We start from the raw sequence: 15,318 nt of genomic DNA on the forward strand, positions 1-15,318 counted from the left end.
GGCCGCGACTTCGACAAAACGCCGGTCCTGACCGTCGAGCCAAAAACCATCCGGCGCAGGCGACAAGCGGCGCAGATACGCGCGCGCGTGTCAGTGCTCAAGACTGTTTTTGTAGATCCTGCCGTCCTTCATGATCACCACAAAATTCTTCGTGGGATCTTCGATGAGCCTGATGTCTTCGAGCGGATTGCCGTCGACGAGCAGGAGATCGGCGAGCGCCCCCTCCTCCACGACGCCGAGCTTGCCGGGATAGGGATCCCGCAGACCGGAGAGGCGCAGCAGTTCCGCATTGGTCGACGTCGCCATAGTCAATGCTTCGGCCGGCGTGTACCAGCGCGTGAGCGCGCTCAGCAACGCACCTTGCTTGTCCGCCAGTGCCTTCGAGAACAAGACGTCGGTGCCGAACGCGGTTTTGATGCCGTACTTTCTTGCCAGCGCATAAAGGCGGTCAGTGCCGGCAACCACCTGCCGCATCTTGTCCTGTTCGGCAGGCCCAAGCGCGGCCGCGCCGGCGAGATCGAGGAACGGCTGTGTGCTCAGCCATATTCCCTTTTCCGCCATCAACCTCGCGCTCGCCTCGTCCATGAGGTGACCGTGCTCAATGCATCTGACGCCGGCCGCGATCGAGCGTTGGATCGCGACCGGGGTATAGGCATGGGTCGCGACATAGGTGCCCCAATTGTCGGCCGCCTCGACCGCGGCGCGGAGTTCGGGCTCGGTGAAGGTCGAGACATCGAGCGGGCTGAACGGCGACGCGACACCACCGCCCGCCGCAAGCTTGACCTGCGAAGCGCCTTGCATCAGTTGCTCGCGCGCCCGCATGCGGACCTCGTCGGGACTGTCGGCGACCATGCTGCCGCCGATCCGCTCCATGCGGCTGAGCATGCCGCCGATCGTGCGCGGCAGATCCGAAAGCTGACGAAAATCGCCATGACCGCTGGTGATGGTGATCATTGCGCCCGAGGGATAGATGCGAGGGCCGGCAACGAGATCTTCGTCGATGGCCTGCTTCAGTCCGAACGAGGGGCCACCCATATCGCGCACGGTCGTGAAGCCGCGCATCAGCGTCGCAGTTGCCTCGGCCGCGGCGAGCAGATTGTTGTAGCCAACATCGCCTGCGAGCGCGGCCATCGGCGTCGGGCGCACCAGCATCGCATGCCAGTGTGCGTCGATCAGCCCGGGCATCAACACGCGGCCACCGCCGTCGATTACCAGACCGGCAGCAGTGGCTTCGCCAATTGAGATTTTCTCGATGGTCTTGTTCCGGACAAGAACGCTGGATGGTGCAGAGAGCGAAACGGACTTGCCGTCGAATATCCGGACGTTGCGGAACAGGATAGCGGGGTCCTGCTGCGCCGATACCGGTGACGGAAGACCGAAGACGCCTCCAACGAACCAAAGCGCCATGACAGCCCGCAGGAGCGTCGCCGGCCTACGCCAACTCATATGTAATCTCCGCAGCGCTTACGCAGGCTTTGCCACAGGGAGCCACGCAAAAGTCAGCCACCCGATGCCATGAGACAACAAGTCGATGCCGAGCAACAGTCCCAGAACCCACAGCCCGGTCATCGGAAAGCCCGTCAGGATGATGAGTCCCGCCAGAACACCAAACACGCCCGACGCGAATATGATGCCGCCGCCCTGCTGCCAGCGGCCGATGCCGATCAGCATGCGTACGACACCGGAGACCAGGAGCGCAATGCCGAGCACATAAGTGAGCAGGAGCGCTCCGGTCAGCGGCTGGGTGACCAGAACAATGCCGAAGGCAATATAGAGCATGCCGAGGATGATCTGCCAGACGAAGCCGCCCCAGCCCTTGGTCCAGAAGGCGTGGAAAATTTCGAAAGCGCCCGCGGCGATGGCCATCCAGCCAATGAACAGCGCACTGACCACGGTGAAGAACGCGATGTCGCCGAGCACCATCAGCCCTGCGAGCACCATGAACAGACCCAGCAGCACACAGACCCAGCGAGGCGGTTGCGGCAGGCCCGTCGCGCCCATGGGTGCGCTATTGTCGTAAGTGGTCATGACATCCTCCTCGGTTTACCTCCAACGCCATCCGCAATGACGGCGGCCACGGTGCCACCAGCACTCCCAGCGCCGACGCCGCCGATGCCATGATGGCGGGCGAGGCCGTGGACGTTGTGGCGGCCGACGCGCTGGACGTTGGCCGGGGTCCTGTAACGGACGGGCAGTCTGCTGCGCAAAGGTGCCGGCAGCGGGCTCGCGCCTGCTCGGAACGGGATGATCCTTTGGCTCCGGCAGGGCCACAGCATCGTACGACCCTAGGGTCACTCCTGCACCAGCGACCATCACGCCTCCCAACAGCATCCGCAACGCGGCGCGTCGATCCATCTCGCTTACTGATCTCATTCCTGGGTTCTCTTTCACGAAATCCTCTGCCCTTCTTCAACGCAGGCTCTCGCAGGGGCTTCATCGATTGGGATCTCACCCGGCAGGTAGTTAGGAAGTTGTCCGGCCGGGATAATCGCAATCAGGGCGAGACCCGCCATGATCAAGAGTCCAATCTTGAGCGCCCGCAGGCGTGCCTCGGTGTTCACCCGCACGGCTTCCGCGACCTGCTGCGGCGATCCGCTCGTGCCTTCCAGCACGGTGCGCAGGCGGTCGTTGCTGACGAAGGTGATGTTGTCGAGATCGACCTGGGCCTGAAGCTCCGGCGTCAGCACGGGACTTGCCGTGATCCTGCCGAGTGCGATGGTGCTGAGTAGACCGACCAGAAGAGCTCCTGCGACCGCGGTCCCGACTGCGGCGGCAAGATTTTGCGTCGTGCCGCGTAAGGAGCCGACGTCACCGGCGAGTGCTTTTGGAGACTCTGTCACGAGGACGTTGAACAGCAGCGTCACCAGCGAGCCCTGACCAATGCCGAACAGGAAAAGCCCGAACAGCACGGGAATTTCGCTCCAGTCGTTGCGCACGACAAAGGCGAGCCAGACCAGCGCGATGGTGCAAACCGAAAACCCGTAGCGACCGATCTGGCGCGGCGTTAGTCGCTCGTAGACATTGACGATCAGCATCGCCGAGAAGAAGACCGTGAGGTTGAACGGCATCATCGCAATAGCGGTCGCAAGCGGCGAACGCCCCTGCACGATTTGGATATAGAGCGGCACCGTGAAGTTCAGTGCAGCCTCCAGCGCGACCACCGCGAACAGCGCAAAGATCGAACTCTATTCAAAAGCAAATACCGACCGAGATAAGAATCAAGGTCAGATTGTAATTCGCTTGCGCTGGAGTACGATCATGCGCGGCTGCGAAAGGATCATTGGGCGAAAGAGAAGCGCGAAGAAATCCACATTATATAAACGAGGCGTAACATGGTGGCACAAACGACTGACGGACATGTCCTGCTGGTCAAAAAGCTCGGCGGCCTCTTCGCAATCATCATCGGATGCTTGCTGACCGCAGTCGGCGTGACCTTCGAATCCAGCGGGACGACTTTCTTCGGCGTTCTCTTCCTGGTGCTTGGCGCGGGTTTACTCGTGCTGAAAATCGTCAAACGAAAACGAATGATCTTCGTTGCCATAGGCAACTGACGCGGTTCGCTCAGGCGCCGAGCACATCGACCAGCCGCAGCTCATCGGCAGCGGGATCTTTCAAGAACAGCTCGGCCTCGATCTCGGTCAGATGCGACAGCATCTGTGCGCGGGCCGCCTCTCTGTCGCGCTTGCGGATCGCGGCGACGATGCCGGCGTGGTGATCGGTGCCGCAGGCCGGCGTGTCATGGCGGCGGTAGAGCAGGATGATGAGCGAGGAACGCGCGATCAGCTCCTTGAGGAAGCCGAGATAGATGCTGTGGCCACTCATCTCGGCGACCAGACGGTGAAACTCGCCGGAGAGGCGGACCGAGGCGCGCGCGTCGCCGCGCAGTTCGGCCTCGCGTTCTTCGGTGAGATGGCGCTGGAGACGGTCGATCCAGGCCGGCGATACCGCGTCGATGGCGTGACCAATGATCGTCGGCTCAATCAGGCGGCGCGCCTCGAACACTTCGCGGGCATCCGCAGGCGTCGGACGTGCGACGAAGGCTCCGCGGTTCTTCTCGATGTTGACGATGCCTTCATGCGCGAGCTGCTGCAGCGCGGTGCGGACCAGGGTACGGCTGGCGCCGTAGATGTCACCGATCTCGTCCTCGCCGAGCTTCGTGCCGGGTAACAGGCGGTGCTCGAGGATCGCGGCGGTCACGCCCTCCCGAATACGACTGACGCGATCGCTCGCGTCCGGCACGTCGAATTTCGGGCGGGTCTTGGCGGCCATGGATGTCAGGCTCGATCGAGAACGTTCGGCTGCGAATGTTAGTCGACGAGCTGTATCCAATCACAGGCGAAACTTTATACAATCTTCGCCCGTTTTGTGTGCAGGTGATTGCGCAGGCGGCAGGCAGCCCGGATCGGCCAGATTCAATCTAACGATCTGACTCCGCTGCACAGTTTTGAGAAATTGACCGCCGAGAGCCGTTGGCACGGACCTTGCGGAGAGAGGCGGGAAGCATCGCCCTCCCGTCGGACACGCCATGGCCACTCCTGCCGCTCTCGAACTGGTTGCCGTCACCAAACGCTACGACGCGACGCTGGCGGTCGAGGATGTCAGCCTGAAGATCCCGGCCGGCACCTATTGCTGCCTGCTCGGCCCCTCCGGCTGCGGCAAGACCTCGACCCTGCGCATGATCGCGGGCCATGAGGCCGTCAGCGAGGGCGACATCATCCTGGGCGCGCAGAACGTCACCGACGTTGAGCCCGCCAAGCGCGGCACGGCCATGATGTTTCAGTCCTATGCGCTGTTTCCGCATCTCAGCGTCATCGATAACGTCGCTTTTGCGCTGAAGATGCGTGGCATCGACAAGCCGACGCGCCACAAGCGCGCCGGCGAATTGCTCGAACTGGTGGCGATGAGCCCTTATGCCGGACGCCTGCCCGCACAGCTCTCCGGCGGCCAGCAGCAGCGCGTGGCACTCGCCCGCGCGCTGATCACCGAGCCGCAGATTCTGCTGCTCGACGAGCCGCTCTCTGCGCTCGATCCCTTCCTGCGGGTGAAAATGCGGGGCGAATTGAAGCGGCTGCAGCGCGAGCTCGGCATCAGCTTCATCCAGGTCACCCACGGCCAGGAAGAGGCGATGGCGCTCGCCGACCACATCGTGGTGATGAACCACGGCAGGATCGAGCAGCAGGGCACCGCGCGCGAGATATTCCACCGTCCCCGCACCGAATTCGTGGCGCGCTTCATCGGTGGCCATAACGTGCTCAACGATTCCGGCAAGCTGATCGCGGTGCGCGCCGATCAGCTCGGCATCGTCCCGTTCACTGACGGCGCCTTCGGCGCGCCGGCGCTTTTGACCCAGACCGAGTACCAGGGCTCCTTCATCGCTGTCTCGCTCACGCTCGACGATGGCACCGCCCTGTTCTCCCACGTTCCCGAGGCAACCTTCGACGTCCACCCGTTCCGTCCGGGCGATCGCGTGCTGGCCACCTGGGATCCCGCCAAGGCGCAACGCCTGCAATAGCGCCGATCGATCACTGGAATGCGCAACAGAGGAGTGACTGATATGACCGAGACCACCAGGACGAAGGGCGTCAGCCGCCGCACGCTGCTCAAGGGCACTGCAGGTCTTGCCGGCCTCGCCGCCGGCTCCGGCGCGATCACCGGCTTTCCATATGTGAAGTCGGCCGATGCGAAGGTGCTGCGCTATCTCGGCACCGCCGTAAACGAGGGCGACGACATCTCCAAGCAATGCCTGAAGGACACCGGCATCAAGATCGAATACATCACCGCGACCACCGACGACGTCACCAAGCGCGTGATGACCCAACCGAACTCCTTCGACGTGCTGGACACCGAATATTTCTCGCTCAAGAAGATCGTGCCGTCCGGCAACATCCTTGCCCTCGACGCCAAGAAGATCAAGGAATTCGACAACATCACGCCGGTCTTCACCAAGGGCGAGACGCCCGGCGGCAAGAAGATTGGAGGCCAGGGCACCGCGCCCTGGAAGGTGCTCTATCTCGAAGGAAAGGACTCCAAGAAGTTCGCGACGTCGGCGACTGAATTCGTCACGCTGATTCCGACCGTCTACAACGCCGACACGCTGGGCATCCGTCCCGACCTGATCAAGCGCCCCATCAGCTCGTGGTCCGAGCTGCTCAATCCCGAATTCAAGGGCAAAGCTTCGATCCTCAACATTCCCTCGATCGGCATCATGGACGCCGCCATGGTCGTGGAGGCCTCCGGCAAGTACAAATATGCCGACAAGGGCAACATGACCAAGGAAGAGATCGACCTCACCATGAAGGTGATGACCGAAGCCAAGAAGGCCGGCCAGTTCCGTGCCTTCTGGAAAGACTTCAACGAGAGCGTCAACCTGATGGCTTCAGGCGAGACCGTCATCCAGTCGATGTGGTCGCCGGCGGTGACGAAGGTGCGCTCGATGGGGATCCCCTGCACCTTCCAGCCGCTGAAGGAAGGCTACCGCTCCTGGGCCTCGGGCTTCTGCGTCTCCAAGGGCGTCTCGGGTCCCAAGCTCGAATGGGCCTACGAGTTCGTGAACTGGTTCTTGTCCGGCTACGCCGGCGCCTACCTCAACCGCCAGGGCTACTACTCTGCCGTGCTCTCCACCGCGAAGGCGAACATGGAGCCTTACGAATGGGCCTACTGGATGGAAGGCAAGCCGGCCGAAAAGGACATCAAGGCGCCCGACGGCTCGCTGCTCGAGAAAGCTGGTGCCGTGCGTGACGGCGGCTCCTACGAGGACCGCATGGGCGGCGTCGCCTGCTGGAACGCGGTGATGGACGAGAACGACTACATGGTCCGCAAATGGAATGAGTTCATCGCGGCGTAATCGACATGTCGGAAGAGGTCCTGCAACAGGCGGCCCCGGGCTTGATTCCGGGGTCGGGCACAGCGCGCGCCGCAAAACTGACGCGGCTGTCCCCGTCCTTCATCTCCTGGCTCCAGGCCGGGCCGATGATGCTGGTGTTTCTCGCCTTCTTCCTCATCCCGCTCGTCTTCGTCGTCATCGTCTCGTTCTGGGACTACAACGAATACCAGCTGCTGCCGGCCTTCTCGGGCCGCGGCTACACCGACACGTTCGAAGGCTGCATCGCGCAGCTCCCCGATCTCTGCACGATCGGGCGCACCTACGTGATGACGCTGAAGCTGTGCTTCATGGTCTGGGCCATCACGCTCTTCATCGGCTTCTGGGTCGCCTACTTCCTCGCCTTCCACGTCAAGTCCAAGACCTGGCAGATGGGATTGTCGCTGCTGTGCACGATCCCGTTCTGGACCTCCAACGTCATCCGCATGATCGCCTGGATCCCGTTGCTGGGCCGCAACGGCCTGGTCAATTCCGGCCTTGTCAAAGCAGGACTTATCAACCAGCCACTGGAATGGCTGCTGTTCTCCGAATTCTCCGTGGTGCTGGCGCTGGTCCACCTCTTCACCTTCTTCATGGTGGTGCCGATCTTCAATTCGATGGTGCGCATCGACAAGTCGCTGATCGAGGCCGCCTATGACGCCGGCGCGAGCGGCTTCCAGACGCTGGTCAACGTCATCATCCCGCTGGCAAAGCCCGGCATCGTGATCGGCTCGATCTTCGTCATTACCATCGTGATGGGCGACTTCATCACCATCGGCGTGATGGGCGGCCAGCAGATCGCCGCCGCCGGCAAGATCATCGAGACGCGGGTGAACGCGCTGCAATTCCCGGCCGCCGCGGCGAACGCCGTCATCCTGCTCGCGATCACTTTCTTGATCATCACCATGATGTCGCGCATCGTCGACATCAAGAAGGAGCTCTAGAGCATGAAGGAAGGACGCCCGCGCTCTTTCTACGTGCTCGCGATCTTCTTCGCGGCCTATGTGCTGTTTCTCTATGGCCCGATGATCGCGATCTACGTGCTGTCGTTCCAGGGGCCGCAGGGCGGCCTCACTTTCCCGATGAATGGCGTGTCGACCTTCTGGATCGCGAAGCTGTTCCAGGGCACCGGCATCGTCGATCTCGGCGCGGCTTTCCACCGCTCGCTGCTGCTCGGCATCATCGTGATGATCCTCACCGTCGTGCTGTCAGTCGCCGCCGGCATGGCCTTCCGCCGCAAGTTCAGGGCGCAGAGCATCCTGTTCTATTCGGCGATCGCAAGCCTGATCGTGCCCTCGATCATCACCTCGCTCGGTATATCGCTAGAGTTCCGCATCATCGACGACTTGATCAAGGCGCACTGGAATGAAAACTTCGAGACCTCGATGGGGCTGCTCACTTCGGGCCTCGGTGCCCACCTGACCTGGACGCTGCCGTTTGGCCTCTTGATCATGTTCGCGATCTTCAACCGCTTCGACCCCAGGCTCGAGGAAGCCGCACGCGATCTCGGCGCGACGCCGTGGCAGACGTTCCGCCATGTCGTGCTGCCGATCATATTGCCATCCGTGATCGGCATTGGCCTATTCGGCTTCACGCTATCCTGGGACGAACTCGCCCGCTCGAGCCAGGCGATCGGAGCTGTAAATACATTGCCGCTGGATCTGCAGGGCCTCACCACCACCGTGACGAACCCGGACATTTATGCTCTCGGCACCGTGATCTCCGCCGTCTCGTTCACGGTGATCGCGCTTGCGCTCGGCACCATCCACATGCTCAACAAGCGGCAGGCGGCCAAGGGCTCGGACGCTGGCAAGGGACTTGTCTGATCCGATGCGGCTTCACGTCGTCAATCCCAATACCACTGTTGCGATGACGACGAAGATCGCCGCTGCCGCGCGCTCCGTTGCCCTGCCCAGCACCGTGATCGATGCGCGCCAGCCGGCGATGGGCCCGGTCTCGATCGAGGGATTTTACGACGAGGCCTTTGCCGTGCCCGGCATGCTCGGCTGCATCCGCGAGGCTGATCGCGACGGCGCGGATGCGCACGTCATTGCCTGCTTCGATGACACCGGCCTCGACGCGGCGCGCGCCGCCGCGAAGGCCCCGGTGATCGGCATCGGCGAAGCCGGCTTTCATATGGCAAGCCTGATCGCTGCGCGCTTCGCCGTGGTGACGACGCTCGCTGTCTCCATCGTGCCGATCAAACATAATTTGCGAAAATACGGTCTCGCCGAACGCTGTGCCCGCGTGCGCGCCGCCGAGGTCCCCGTGCTCGCGCTCGAGGAGCGCAATGCCGATGCCGTCGGCCAGATCTCCGCGGAGATCTCGGCCGCGATTCGTGATGACCGCGCCGAAGCCATCGTGCTCGGCTGCGCCGGCATGGCTGATCTCGCCGCCGAGCTGGCCGCCACGCACGGCCTGCCCGTCGTCGACGGCGTCGCGGCCGCCGTGACGCTGGCGGAATCAGTGGTGCGGCTCGGGCTGACGACGTCCCGGCTCGGGCCCTATGCCGCGCCGCGGTCGAAGACCTATTCCGGGCCGTTTTCGCAATTTCAGCCCTGATCCGTGGTCCCGACGGGCCTTCGGACGCTTCAACTCCCGCTGATTGCTGGTTTTTTTGCCCTTAGCCTCTTTTTGGTCCCATTCCTTGCCGAAACGTAAGGCTTTCGGGACGCCCCGGTGATCCTCTGGGTTGCCGGTCTTCGCCACTCACCAAGTTTCAATTTGGGTTTTGTCAGCGATGATCGATCTCGCACAGGACACACCATCCGCCCCTCTCCTTCGCCTCGGCGCCCAGCCGATCGCGCTGACCGCGGCCGCGCTTCTCCTGCTGATCGCCGGCGTGACCTCGATCGCGGGCTGGCGTGCCTATACCGGCGCGGCACCGGAGACCGACCGGCTGGTAGCATCGCGGCAGCTCCAGGCCCGCACCGCACAGGCGTCCGAGCAACTCGTCGAGAAGACCAAAGGGCTGGAGGCGACCCAGCAGGAATCGATCGACCAGCTCCAGGTCGTGCAGGACCAGCTCCAGACCATGAAGCGGCTGATGGCGGCGCAGCAGGCCGACACCAAGCGCCTGTCCGAGCAGGTCGCGGCGCTGAACGAGTCCGTCGACGGCTTACGGCAGTCCTTTGCCAGCACCCGGGCCAGCGAGGCCGAAACACCCTCCGTTACCCGCAGGAAACCGGCGCGGCACCGCGTTCAGGCCAGCGCGGGCAAGCGGTCGCGCGGCTGAGCAACTCACGACACCGACGAATTTTTTCGACTTGTGAACTGGATCACATTCGCGCGTGTGATTCCGCGCGATGCTTGCGATACCGGATGGCGTGAGCCGATTTCAATGTCCGGGGCTGGCAAGGTCGTTGACGGTATACTGCGTCAACGGCCTTGTTTTTTGGTGGGCCGGCTACTCGCCAAGGATGCTATTCGCAGACGTCCACGCGCCGGTATCGCCATCCCGAAGGCGTCATGACCCGCTTGCGAACGACGTAGCAGCCGCCGTAACCATCGTCATAGCCGGCACCATAATAATAAGGACTGCCGTAATACGGATAGCCATAGCCATAATAAGCGCCATAGTAGCCGGCGCCGGCAAGCCCCGCCCCGATCGCGACGCCCGGCCAGAAGCCGCCGCCGTGCCAATGGCCGTGGCCGCCATGCCAACCGCCACCGCCCCAGCCGCCATGGCCGAAACCGCGCGCCTCGGCCACTTGCGGCGCCGACAGCCCTACCGCCGCGACGGTCACCGCCGCCATGATCATCTTGCGTAACATCACTCGATCCTCCGCGTGGATACGCTCCACGCTTCAAAGCCGGATCAAGCTAATGTCAGTTCGACATTTCTGACAGCCACGCTGTCTCACTTCCGCGCGAGCGTCAGCAGCCGCGGCAGATGCTCTTCATCTTGCAGATGCTCTTCATCTTCTTGTCGAGCAGCCGGTTCTCGGCGTTGACGGTGGCATCAGCCGCCCCACCTGCACCGCCGGTGGCGACTCCGGAGCCCGGGCCGGATGATTGAGCCGCACCCAGGCTGTTGGTCCCGGGCGGCGGGGCCGGCGAGTTGGCGACACCGCCCGTCGGTCCCGCGGAGCTTCCAGTCGATCCCACAGAGCCTGCGGTCGATCCCACAGAACCTCCGGTCGAGCTCGCAGAGCCTCCGGTCGATCCGGCAGAGCCGCCGGTCGCTTGCGCGAACGATACGGCCGGAATCGCCGCGAGTGCGAGGATCACCATCATGGTCTTGGTTGCGGACGATCTGGCAGACATTGGAAATTCTCCTTTGCCGGTCAACCGCTGCCGCGATCACCTGTTCCGGAACAAATGCCGTCACATCAGCTTGAAAGCGAGGAGGCCAAATCACGATGACCCATCGCGATCCCTTTGCTGAAGGCGAACGCGCTGCGCGCGAAAGCATCCCGGCAGAAGCCAATCCCTATTCGGACGGCAGCGACGAGCATGCGCTATGGGCCGCCGGCCACGAGAAGGTGGCAGGCGCGATCGAGGCACGCGAATCCGAGGGCATGTGACGATAGGTCGTCTGCAGCCGCACCGACTGGACCGACACGGCCCCGGGCATCTCAGCCGATCCGCTTCAAACCCTTCTTGAAGCGGGGACCGTTGGCCACGTAGAACTTGGCCGCACTCCCCATCTTCTGGACCTGGGCATCTTCGAGCGTGCGGATCACGCGCGCCGGCGAGCCAATGATCAGCGAGCGCTCGGGAAACTCCTTGCCCTCGGTGATGACGGAGCCGGCGCCGACGATGCTGTTGCGGCCGATCTTCGCGCCGTTCATCACGATCGCGCCCATGCCGACGAGCGCGCCCTCCTCGATGGTGCAGCCGTGCAGGATGACGTTGTGGCCGACCGTGCAGTTCCTGCCGACGTGAAGCGGGAAGCCGAGATCGGTGTGGCAGGTCGAGCCGTCCTGCACGTTGGCGCCTTCGCCGATCTCGATCCATTCATTGTCGCCGCGAAGCACCGCGCCGAACCAGACGCTCGCGCCCGGCTTCAGGCGCACACGGCCGATCAAGGTGGCGGTCTCCGCGATGAAATAATTGCCGTCGGCGGGAAGATCGGGCGCCTGCCCGTCGAGCTCGTAGATCGCCATGGAGGTCTCCTGTCAGGATGATCCTGGCATAGCGAAACGGCGGCCTGGACGCAAAGGGGCCGCCACGCGGAGCGTCAAGGGTCGCGCGGGAGGCGTCAGCCCAGCACGCCAGCTGCGCGCAGCGTCATCAGGAAGAAGGTGCCGCTCATCATGCTCCAGAAGCCGGCGATGAGGGTCGCCATCATCACGAATTCGGCGCGGCGGGTTTCCACACGGATGCCGCGGAGCGTGTTGCGCATGATGATGAAGGGCGCCGCGAAGACCAGGAAGGGCACGGCCGCGAAGGTCTTCGGCGCGACGCCGTCCTGCAACAAGCCGAAGCCGGCGGGACGCTGCGCGAACGCCTGGTATCCGTTCACGAGCGCGCCCGCGAGCGCGAAACCGATGCAGATCGAGAAGAAGGTATTGAGAGCTTCAGGTGTCATCGGAACGGTCCGCCCTTACGCGACGCTGGCGCCCACCTGTGCTAAATCGTGCCGGTTAACGCTACATTATCCTTAAGGGAAGGTTAACGCCGCCCGCCAACCCGCGCAGGGGCCTTCCCGCTCTCCGCAGGTGGGGAGCGCTGCGCGAAATCGCCGGCACATGGCATATTCGCCGCTGATTCGTCGGCCAGCGGCCGACTGCGGCTTACCTTGCGCTAGCTCATGACGGTGTTTTCGGCAGCCTCCTCTCGCTCTCCCCGGACGCGCACCCGAGCGCACGTCGTCCCGATCGCGCTCGGCGGCGCCGCTGCGGCGTGCGCGGTCGCGCTCGTTGCCTATTTGCTGTGGCCGACCTGGGGCACGCGCGGTGCGAACGCCCCGGACAAGCTACCGGTGAGCGTCGGCGGCACCCTGTTCAACCTGCCTGTGACGGCGATCCGGATGAAGATCCAGCGACACTCCGGGCCGCAGGAGCGCATCGATCTCGATTTCCTCTATCCCTCGCTGGAACCGCCCGGCGCTCCGAAGCACGTCACCGCCGATACGGTGGAGGCGGCGGCGCAATCGATCGACCGCATCTTCCTGTCGATCGCGGCCCATCACGATGCACTCGCGCCCGAGCAGCGAACGGCCACGATCTATCCGCGCTATCTCGACCGGGCCGCGACGATGCCCGAAGAGGGCCTGACGATGCGGATGTTTCGCGCTGAGACCCCTTACGGCAGCGAGGATCTCTATTCCGCCGCAAGTCCGGCGCTGACCGCACGCTGCACCCGCGATGCGGCCACTCCCGGCATGTGCCTCTCCGAGCGCCGCGTCGGCGGCGCCGACCTCACCTTCCGCTTTCCGCGAAGCTGGCTGTCGCAGTGGCGAGATGTGGCGGAGGCGATGGAGAAGCTGACCGCGCAGCTGCGCGGGCCGAAGGGCTGAGCCGGGCCTCGGCTTGAAGGACGGGCTGGAGCCTCCCAAACAAAAACTGCGAAAACAACCCCATGCACAGTAGCCAAGCATTGGGGGCATCGGGGTTTTTCGTATTTTTCGAATCTCAACTTGACCCGTCGGGCAAAACAGGGGCATGATGTCATCATGCTTTTCCTGCAGCTCGGCGCGTGTCCCCATCCCGGCGCGTGCGCGCATCGTGGAGCACACTGATCGCGACATGGTCGTGCATGCCGAGCTCGTCGATCGGAGGGCATCATCGTTGCCGATGCCGCGGCGCGGCTGCGCATTGTTGCAAAAAAGTCGAGTTGTGCAGCTGCGTCGCCAATGCCCGTCGTTGCGAGAGGCTTGTCCAGCTCAAGAACGGCGGCGAAACAATCACGACATATTGGGGCGCTGCATTCGCAGCTCGCGTGTCCCGGACGCGCTGCAGCGTTCTTACGCTGCTGCGACGCCGAGCCGGGATCCAGAAGGCACCGCACTCCGCTGCTGCATGGGGCCCCGGCTCTGCAGCGCATCGCCGAAGAGGCGCTGCGCTGCGTCCGGGGCACGAAGCCGAAGTCTCCGTGTCACCACTATTCCTGATCGACGAGATCGTCCTCGAGGATCGCCATCTGGAACTGGAACGAGCGATCGTCGTCCTCATCGTCGACGAAGAGCACGCCGATGAACTCCTCGCCGATATAGACCTCGGCGGAATCGTCCTTCTTCGGCCGCGGCACGACGCGAATCTTGGGATTGCCGAATACGCGCTTCAGATACGCATCGAGCTTTCTCACTTCCTTGACGTCCACGGCAAGTCTCCAATCGAAATCTAACGTGGCGGGGTTTACGACGAGACGCGACGAACCGCCAGCATGAATTGCCAACGAAATTTGGGAGGGAAAGGGTCGGAAAATCCTGTTCCGATCAAACGAAGATCAAAGTCCCATGGCGTTGATCATCTGATCCATGGTGCGCGACGGCTCGGCGCAGCCGGCTTCACCGACGATCTTGGCGGGGACGCCCGCAACCGTGACGTTGTGCGGTACCGGCTTGACCACGACCGAGCCGGCGGCGATGCGTGCGCAATGGCCGATCTCGATGTTGCCGAGGATCTTTGCGCCGGCGCCGATCAGCACGCCATGGCGGATCTTCGGATGACGGTCCTCGTTCTCCTTGCCGGTGCCGCCGAGCGTGACACCGTGCAGGATCGAGACGTCGTCCTCGATGACAGCCGTCTCACCGCAGACGAAACCGGTGGCGTGGTCGAGGAAGATGCCGCGGCCGATGCGCGCTGCGGGATTGATATCGGTCTGGAACACCGCCGAGGCGCGGCTCTGGAGGTAGTATGCGAAATCCTTGCGGCCCTTTAGATAGAGCCAATGCGCCAGGCGATGGGTCTGGATCGCATGAAAGCCCTTGAAGTAGAGCAAGGGATCGATGAAGCGCGAAGTCGCGGGATCGCGGTCGTAGACGGCAACGAGATCGGCGCGGAAGGCGTTGCCGAGATCGGGATCGTCGCGCAGCGCCTCGTCATAGGTCTGGCGCACAAGATCGCCCGACAGCGCGGAGTGATCGAGCCGGTCGGCGAGACGGTGAATCACGGAATCTTCCAGGCGACTGTGATGCAGCACCGTCGAATAGATGAAGGTCGCAAGCTCGGGCTCGCGATGGACGATGTCTTCCGCCTCGCTCCGGATCCGGTCCCAGATCGGATCGAGCGATGCGAGCTTTCCTCCCGGATTGACCTGATGCACTGACATGGGATCTGCTCTTTCGAATGGGCTCGTTTTGTTGGTTCTATAGCACAGTCTAGGCGACAAAGTCCTGACCGGCTTGCCTGAGAGTGAACAGTGCCTTGCCTCGACACACCAAGCCAAAGTACTGATATACAAGACTTTCTTCTGACGCCCCCAAGCGGCAAGGTCGGCTCAAGGTGGCCAGAGTTTTGCCAAATTCAAGCCGGGCCGCGTCAAACTATTGGTGAATTCTCCCCCAACCGTTA

At 63.1% G+C, this 15,318-nt stretch carries 19 protein-coding genes; 9 read left to right on the forward strand and 10 right to left on the reverse strand.

Translation table 11 applies throughout. The features are described from left to right. Window positions 1-90: 90 nt before the first annotated feature. The 3 genes from IVA92_RS15195 to IVA92_RS15205 all read right to left on the reverse strand — a co-directional run bounded on the left by IVA92_RS15195 (window position 91) and on the right by IVA92_RS15205 (window position 3,179). Window positions 91-1,407: an amidohydrolase family protein gene (locus IVA92_RS15195; protein WP_247280107.1), complete on the reverse strand. Its 1,317-nt coding sequence runs from the start codon at window positions 1,405-1,407 to the stop codon at window positions 91-93. A gap of 57 nt (window positions 1,408-1,464) precedes the next feature. Beyond that, the gene (locus IVA92_RS15200) at window positions 1,465-2,028 is read right to left on the reverse strand and encodes a DUF308 domain-containing protein (RefSeq protein WP_247280058.1); all 564 of its coding nucleotides are present in this window, start codon (window positions 2,026-2,028) and stop codon (window positions 1,465-1,467) included. A gap of 359 nt (window positions 2,029-2,387) precedes the next feature. Then, window positions 2,388-3,179 (reverse strand): MFS transporter, encoded by a 792-nt coding sequence (locus IVA92_RS15205; RefSeq protein WP_346658125.1) that lies wholly within the window; start codon window positions 3,177-3,179, stop codon window positions 2,388-2,390. Window positions 3,180-3,332: 153 nt separating this feature from the next. Here IVA92_RS15205 and IVA92_RS15210 point away from each other — a divergent pair, with 153 nt between their 5' ends. Continuing rightward, complete coding sequence (locus IVA92_RS15210; protein ID WP_247280060.1) at window positions 3,333-3,551, forward strand: hypothetical protein; 219 nt, start codon at window positions 3,333-3,335, stop codon at window positions 3,549-3,551. 10 nt (window positions 3,552-3,561) lie between these two features. Here IVA92_RS15210 and IVA92_RS15215 read toward each other — a convergent pair whose 3' ends face one another. Next, window positions 3,562-4,269 (reverse strand): GntR family transcriptional regulator, encoded by a 708-nt coding sequence (locus IVA92_RS15215; RefSeq protein ID WP_247280061.1) that lies wholly within the window; start codon window positions 4,267-4,269, stop codon window positions 3,562-3,564. Window positions 4,270-4,525: 256 nt separating this feature from the next. On the opposite strand from IVA92_RS15215, the gene IVA92_RS15220 reads away from it, so the two are divergent. From IVA92_RS15220 to IVA92_RS15245, 6 genes are all read left to right on the forward strand, one after another. Continuing rightward, on the forward strand, window positions 4,526-5,512 hold the full coding sequence (locus tag IVA92_RS15220) for an ABC transporter ATP-binding protein (protein ID WP_247280062.1): 987 nt from the start codon (window positions 4,526-4,528) through the stop codon (window positions 5,510-5,512). A 42-nt stretch (window positions 5,513-5,554) separates the two neighbouring features. Next, complete coding sequence (locus IVA92_RS15225) at window positions 5,555-6,844, forward strand: extracellular solute-binding protein (protein WP_247280063.1); 1,290 nt, start codon at window positions 5,555-5,557, stop codon at window positions 6,842-6,844. Beyond that, window positions 6,844-7,803 (forward strand): ABC transporter permease, encoded by a 960-nt coding sequence (locus tag IVA92_RS15230; RefSeq protein ID WP_247280108.1) that lies wholly within the window; start codon window positions 6,844-6,846, stop codon window positions 7,801-7,803. The genes IVA92_RS15225 and IVA92_RS15230 overlap by 1 nt, the downstream gene beginning before the upstream one ends. A 3-nt stretch (window positions 7,804-7,806) precedes the next feature. Then, entirely contained in the window at window positions 7,807-8,685 is an 879-nt protein-coding gene (locus tag IVA92_RS15235) for an ABC transporter permease (protein ID WP_247280064.1), read from the forward strand. 4 nt (window positions 8,686-8,689) lie between these two features. Further along, window positions 8,690-9,421: an aspartate/glutamate racemase family protein gene (locus IVA92_RS15240; RefSeq protein WP_247280109.1), complete on the forward strand. Its 732-nt coding sequence runs from the start codon at window positions 8,690-8,692 to the stop codon at window positions 9,419-9,421. Between the two features lie 178 nt (window positions 9,422-9,599). Further along, window positions 9,600-10,094 (forward strand): hypothetical protein, encoded by a 495-nt coding sequence (locus tag IVA92_RS15245; protein WP_247280065.1) that lies wholly within the window; start codon window positions 9,600-9,602, stop codon window positions 10,092-10,094. A 187-nt stretch (window positions 10,095-10,281) separates the two neighbouring features. On the opposite strand, the gene IVA92_RS15250 is transcribed toward IVA92_RS15245, so the two are convergent. Continuing rightward, a complete protein-coding gene (locus IVA92_RS15250) occupies window positions 10,282-10,632 on the reverse strand; it encodes a hypothetical protein (protein WP_247280066.1) in 351 nt (116 codons plus the stop codon). A gap of 103 nt (window positions 10,633-10,735) precedes the next feature. Continuing rightward, entirely contained in the window at window positions 10,736-11,125 is a 390-nt protein-coding gene (locus IVA92_RS15255) for a hypothetical protein (protein WP_247280067.1), read from the reverse strand. A 95-nt stretch (window positions 11,126-11,220) separates the two neighbouring features. Here IVA92_RS15255 and IVA92_RS15260 point away from each other — a divergent pair, with 95 nt between their 5' ends. Continuing rightward, window positions 11,221-11,385 carry a hypothetical protein gene (locus IVA92_RS15260; RefSeq protein ID WP_247280068.1) on the forward strand — a complete coding sequence of 55 codons (165 nt, stop codon included), beginning with the start codon at window positions 11,221-11,223 and terminating at the stop codon, window positions 11,383-11,385. Window positions 11,386-11,436: 51 nt separating this feature from the next. On the opposite strand, the gene IVA92_RS15265 is transcribed toward IVA92_RS15260, so the two are convergent. Together IVA92_RS15265 and IVA92_RS15270 are read right to left on the reverse strand one after the other, a co-directional pair. Then, entirely contained in the window at window positions 11,437-11,967 is a 531-nt protein-coding gene (locus IVA92_RS15265) for a gamma carbonic anhydrase family protein (RefSeq protein ID WP_247280069.1), read from the reverse strand. Window positions 11,968-12,062: 95 nt separating this feature from the next. After that, window positions 12,063-12,392, reverse strand: a complete 330-nt coding sequence (locus IVA92_RS15270) for a hypothetical protein (RefSeq protein ID WP_247280070.1) — start codon at window positions 12,390-12,392, stop codon at window positions 12,063-12,065. Window positions 12,393-12,614: 222 nt separating this feature from the next. Between IVA92_RS15270 and IVA92_RS15275 the strand changes: the two genes are divergently transcribed. Then, the gene (locus tag IVA92_RS15275; protein WP_247280071.1) at window positions 12,615-13,322 is read left to right on the forward strand and encodes a hypothetical protein; all 708 of its coding nucleotides are present in this window, start codon (window positions 12,615-12,617) and stop codon (window positions 13,320-13,322) included. A gap of 584 nt (window positions 13,323-13,906) precedes the next feature. Here the strand turns inward: IVA92_RS15275 and IVA92_RS15280 are convergent. Continuing rightward, window positions 13,907-14,125 carry a DUF3126 family protein gene (locus IVA92_RS15280; RefSeq protein WP_007602550.1) on the reverse strand — a complete coding sequence of 73 codons (219 nt, stop codon included), beginning with the start codon at window positions 14,123-14,125 and terminating at the stop codon, window positions 13,907-13,909. Window positions 14,126-14,251: 126 nt separating this feature from the next. Continuing rightward, complete coding sequence (gene cysE, locus IVA92_RS15285) at window positions 14,252-15,076, reverse strand: serine O-acetyltransferase (protein ID WP_247280072.1); 825 nt, start codon at window positions 15,074-15,076, stop codon at window positions 14,252-14,254. Window positions 15,077-15,318 lie beyond the last annotated feature (242 nt).

It is taken from the genome of Bradyrhizobium sp. 154, from assembly GCF_023073875.1.
Lineage (GTDB): Bacteria > Pseudomonadota > Alphaproteobacteria > Rhizobiales > Xanthobacteraceae > Bradyrhizobium.

What these genes read in the sequence shown, in the direction of transcription:
- IVA92_RS15270 (WP_247280070.1), bottom strand. Translation starts at nt 12,392, where the DNA reads ATGACACCTGAAGCTCTCAATACCTTCTTCTCGATCTGCATCGGTTTC.
- IVA92_RS15220 (WP_247280062.1), top strand. Translation starts at nt 4,526, where the DNA reads ATGGCCACTCCTGCCGCTCTCGAACTGGTTGCCGTCACCAAACGCTAC.
- IVA92_RS15210 (WP_247280060.1), top strand. Translation starts at nt 3,333, where the DNA reads ATGGTGGCACAAACGACTGACGGACATGTCCTGCTGGTCAAAAAGCTC.
- IVA92_RS15200 (WP_247280058.1), bottom strand. Translation starts at nt 2,028, where the DNA reads ATGACCACTTACGACAATAGCGCACCCATGGGCGCGACGGGCCTGCCG.
- IVA92_RS15275 (WP_247280071.1), top strand. Translation starts at nt 12,615, where the DNA reads ATGACGGTGTTTTCGGCAGCCTCCTCTCGCTCTCCCCGGACGCGCACC.
- IVA92_RS15195 (WP_247280107.1), bottom strand. Translation starts at nt 1,407, where the DNA reads ATGGCGCTTTGGTTCGTTGGAGGCGTCTTCGGTCTTCCGTCACCGGTA.
- IVA92_RS15215 (WP_247280061.1), bottom strand. Translation starts at nt 4,269, where the DNA reads ATGGCCGCCAAGACCCGCCCGAAATTCGACGTGCCGGACGCGAGCGAT.
- cysE (WP_247280072.1), bottom strand. Translation starts at nt 15,076, where the DNA reads ATGTCAGTGCATCAGGTCAATCCGGGAGGAAAGCTCGCATCGCTCGAT.
- IVA92_RS15235 (WP_247280064.1), top strand. Translation starts at nt 7,807, where the DNA reads ATGAAGGAAGGACGCCCGCGCTCTTTCTACGTGCTCGCGATCTTCTTC.
- IVA92_RS15265 (WP_247280069.1), bottom strand. Translation starts at nt 11,967, where the DNA reads ATGGCGATCTACGAGCTCGACGGGCAGGCGCCCGATCTTCCCGCCGAC.
- IVA92_RS15245 (WP_247280065.1), top strand. Translation starts at nt 9,600, where the DNA reads ATGATCGATCTCGCACAGGACACACCATCCGCCCCTCTCCTTCGCCTC.
- IVA92_RS15250 (WP_247280066.1), bottom strand. Translation starts at nt 10,632, where the DNA reads ATGTTACGCAAGATGATCATGGCGGCGGTGACCGTCGCGGCGGTAGGG.
- IVA92_RS15255 (WP_247280067.1), bottom strand. Translation starts at nt 11,125, where the DNA reads ATGTCTGCCAGATCGTCCGCAACCAAGACCATGATGGTGATCCTCGCA.
- IVA92_RS15260 (WP_247280068.1), top strand. Translation starts at nt 11,221, where the DNA reads ATGACCCATCGCGATCCCTTTGCTGAAGGCGAACGCGCTGCGCGCGAA.
- IVA92_RS15240 (WP_247280109.1), top strand. Translation starts at nt 8,690, where the DNA reads ATGCGGCTTCACGTCGTCAATCCCAATACCACTGTTGCGATGACGACG.
- IVA92_RS15225 (WP_247280063.1), top strand. Translation starts at nt 5,555, where the DNA reads ATGACCGAGACCACCAGGACGAAGGGCGTCAGCCGCCGCACGCTGCTC.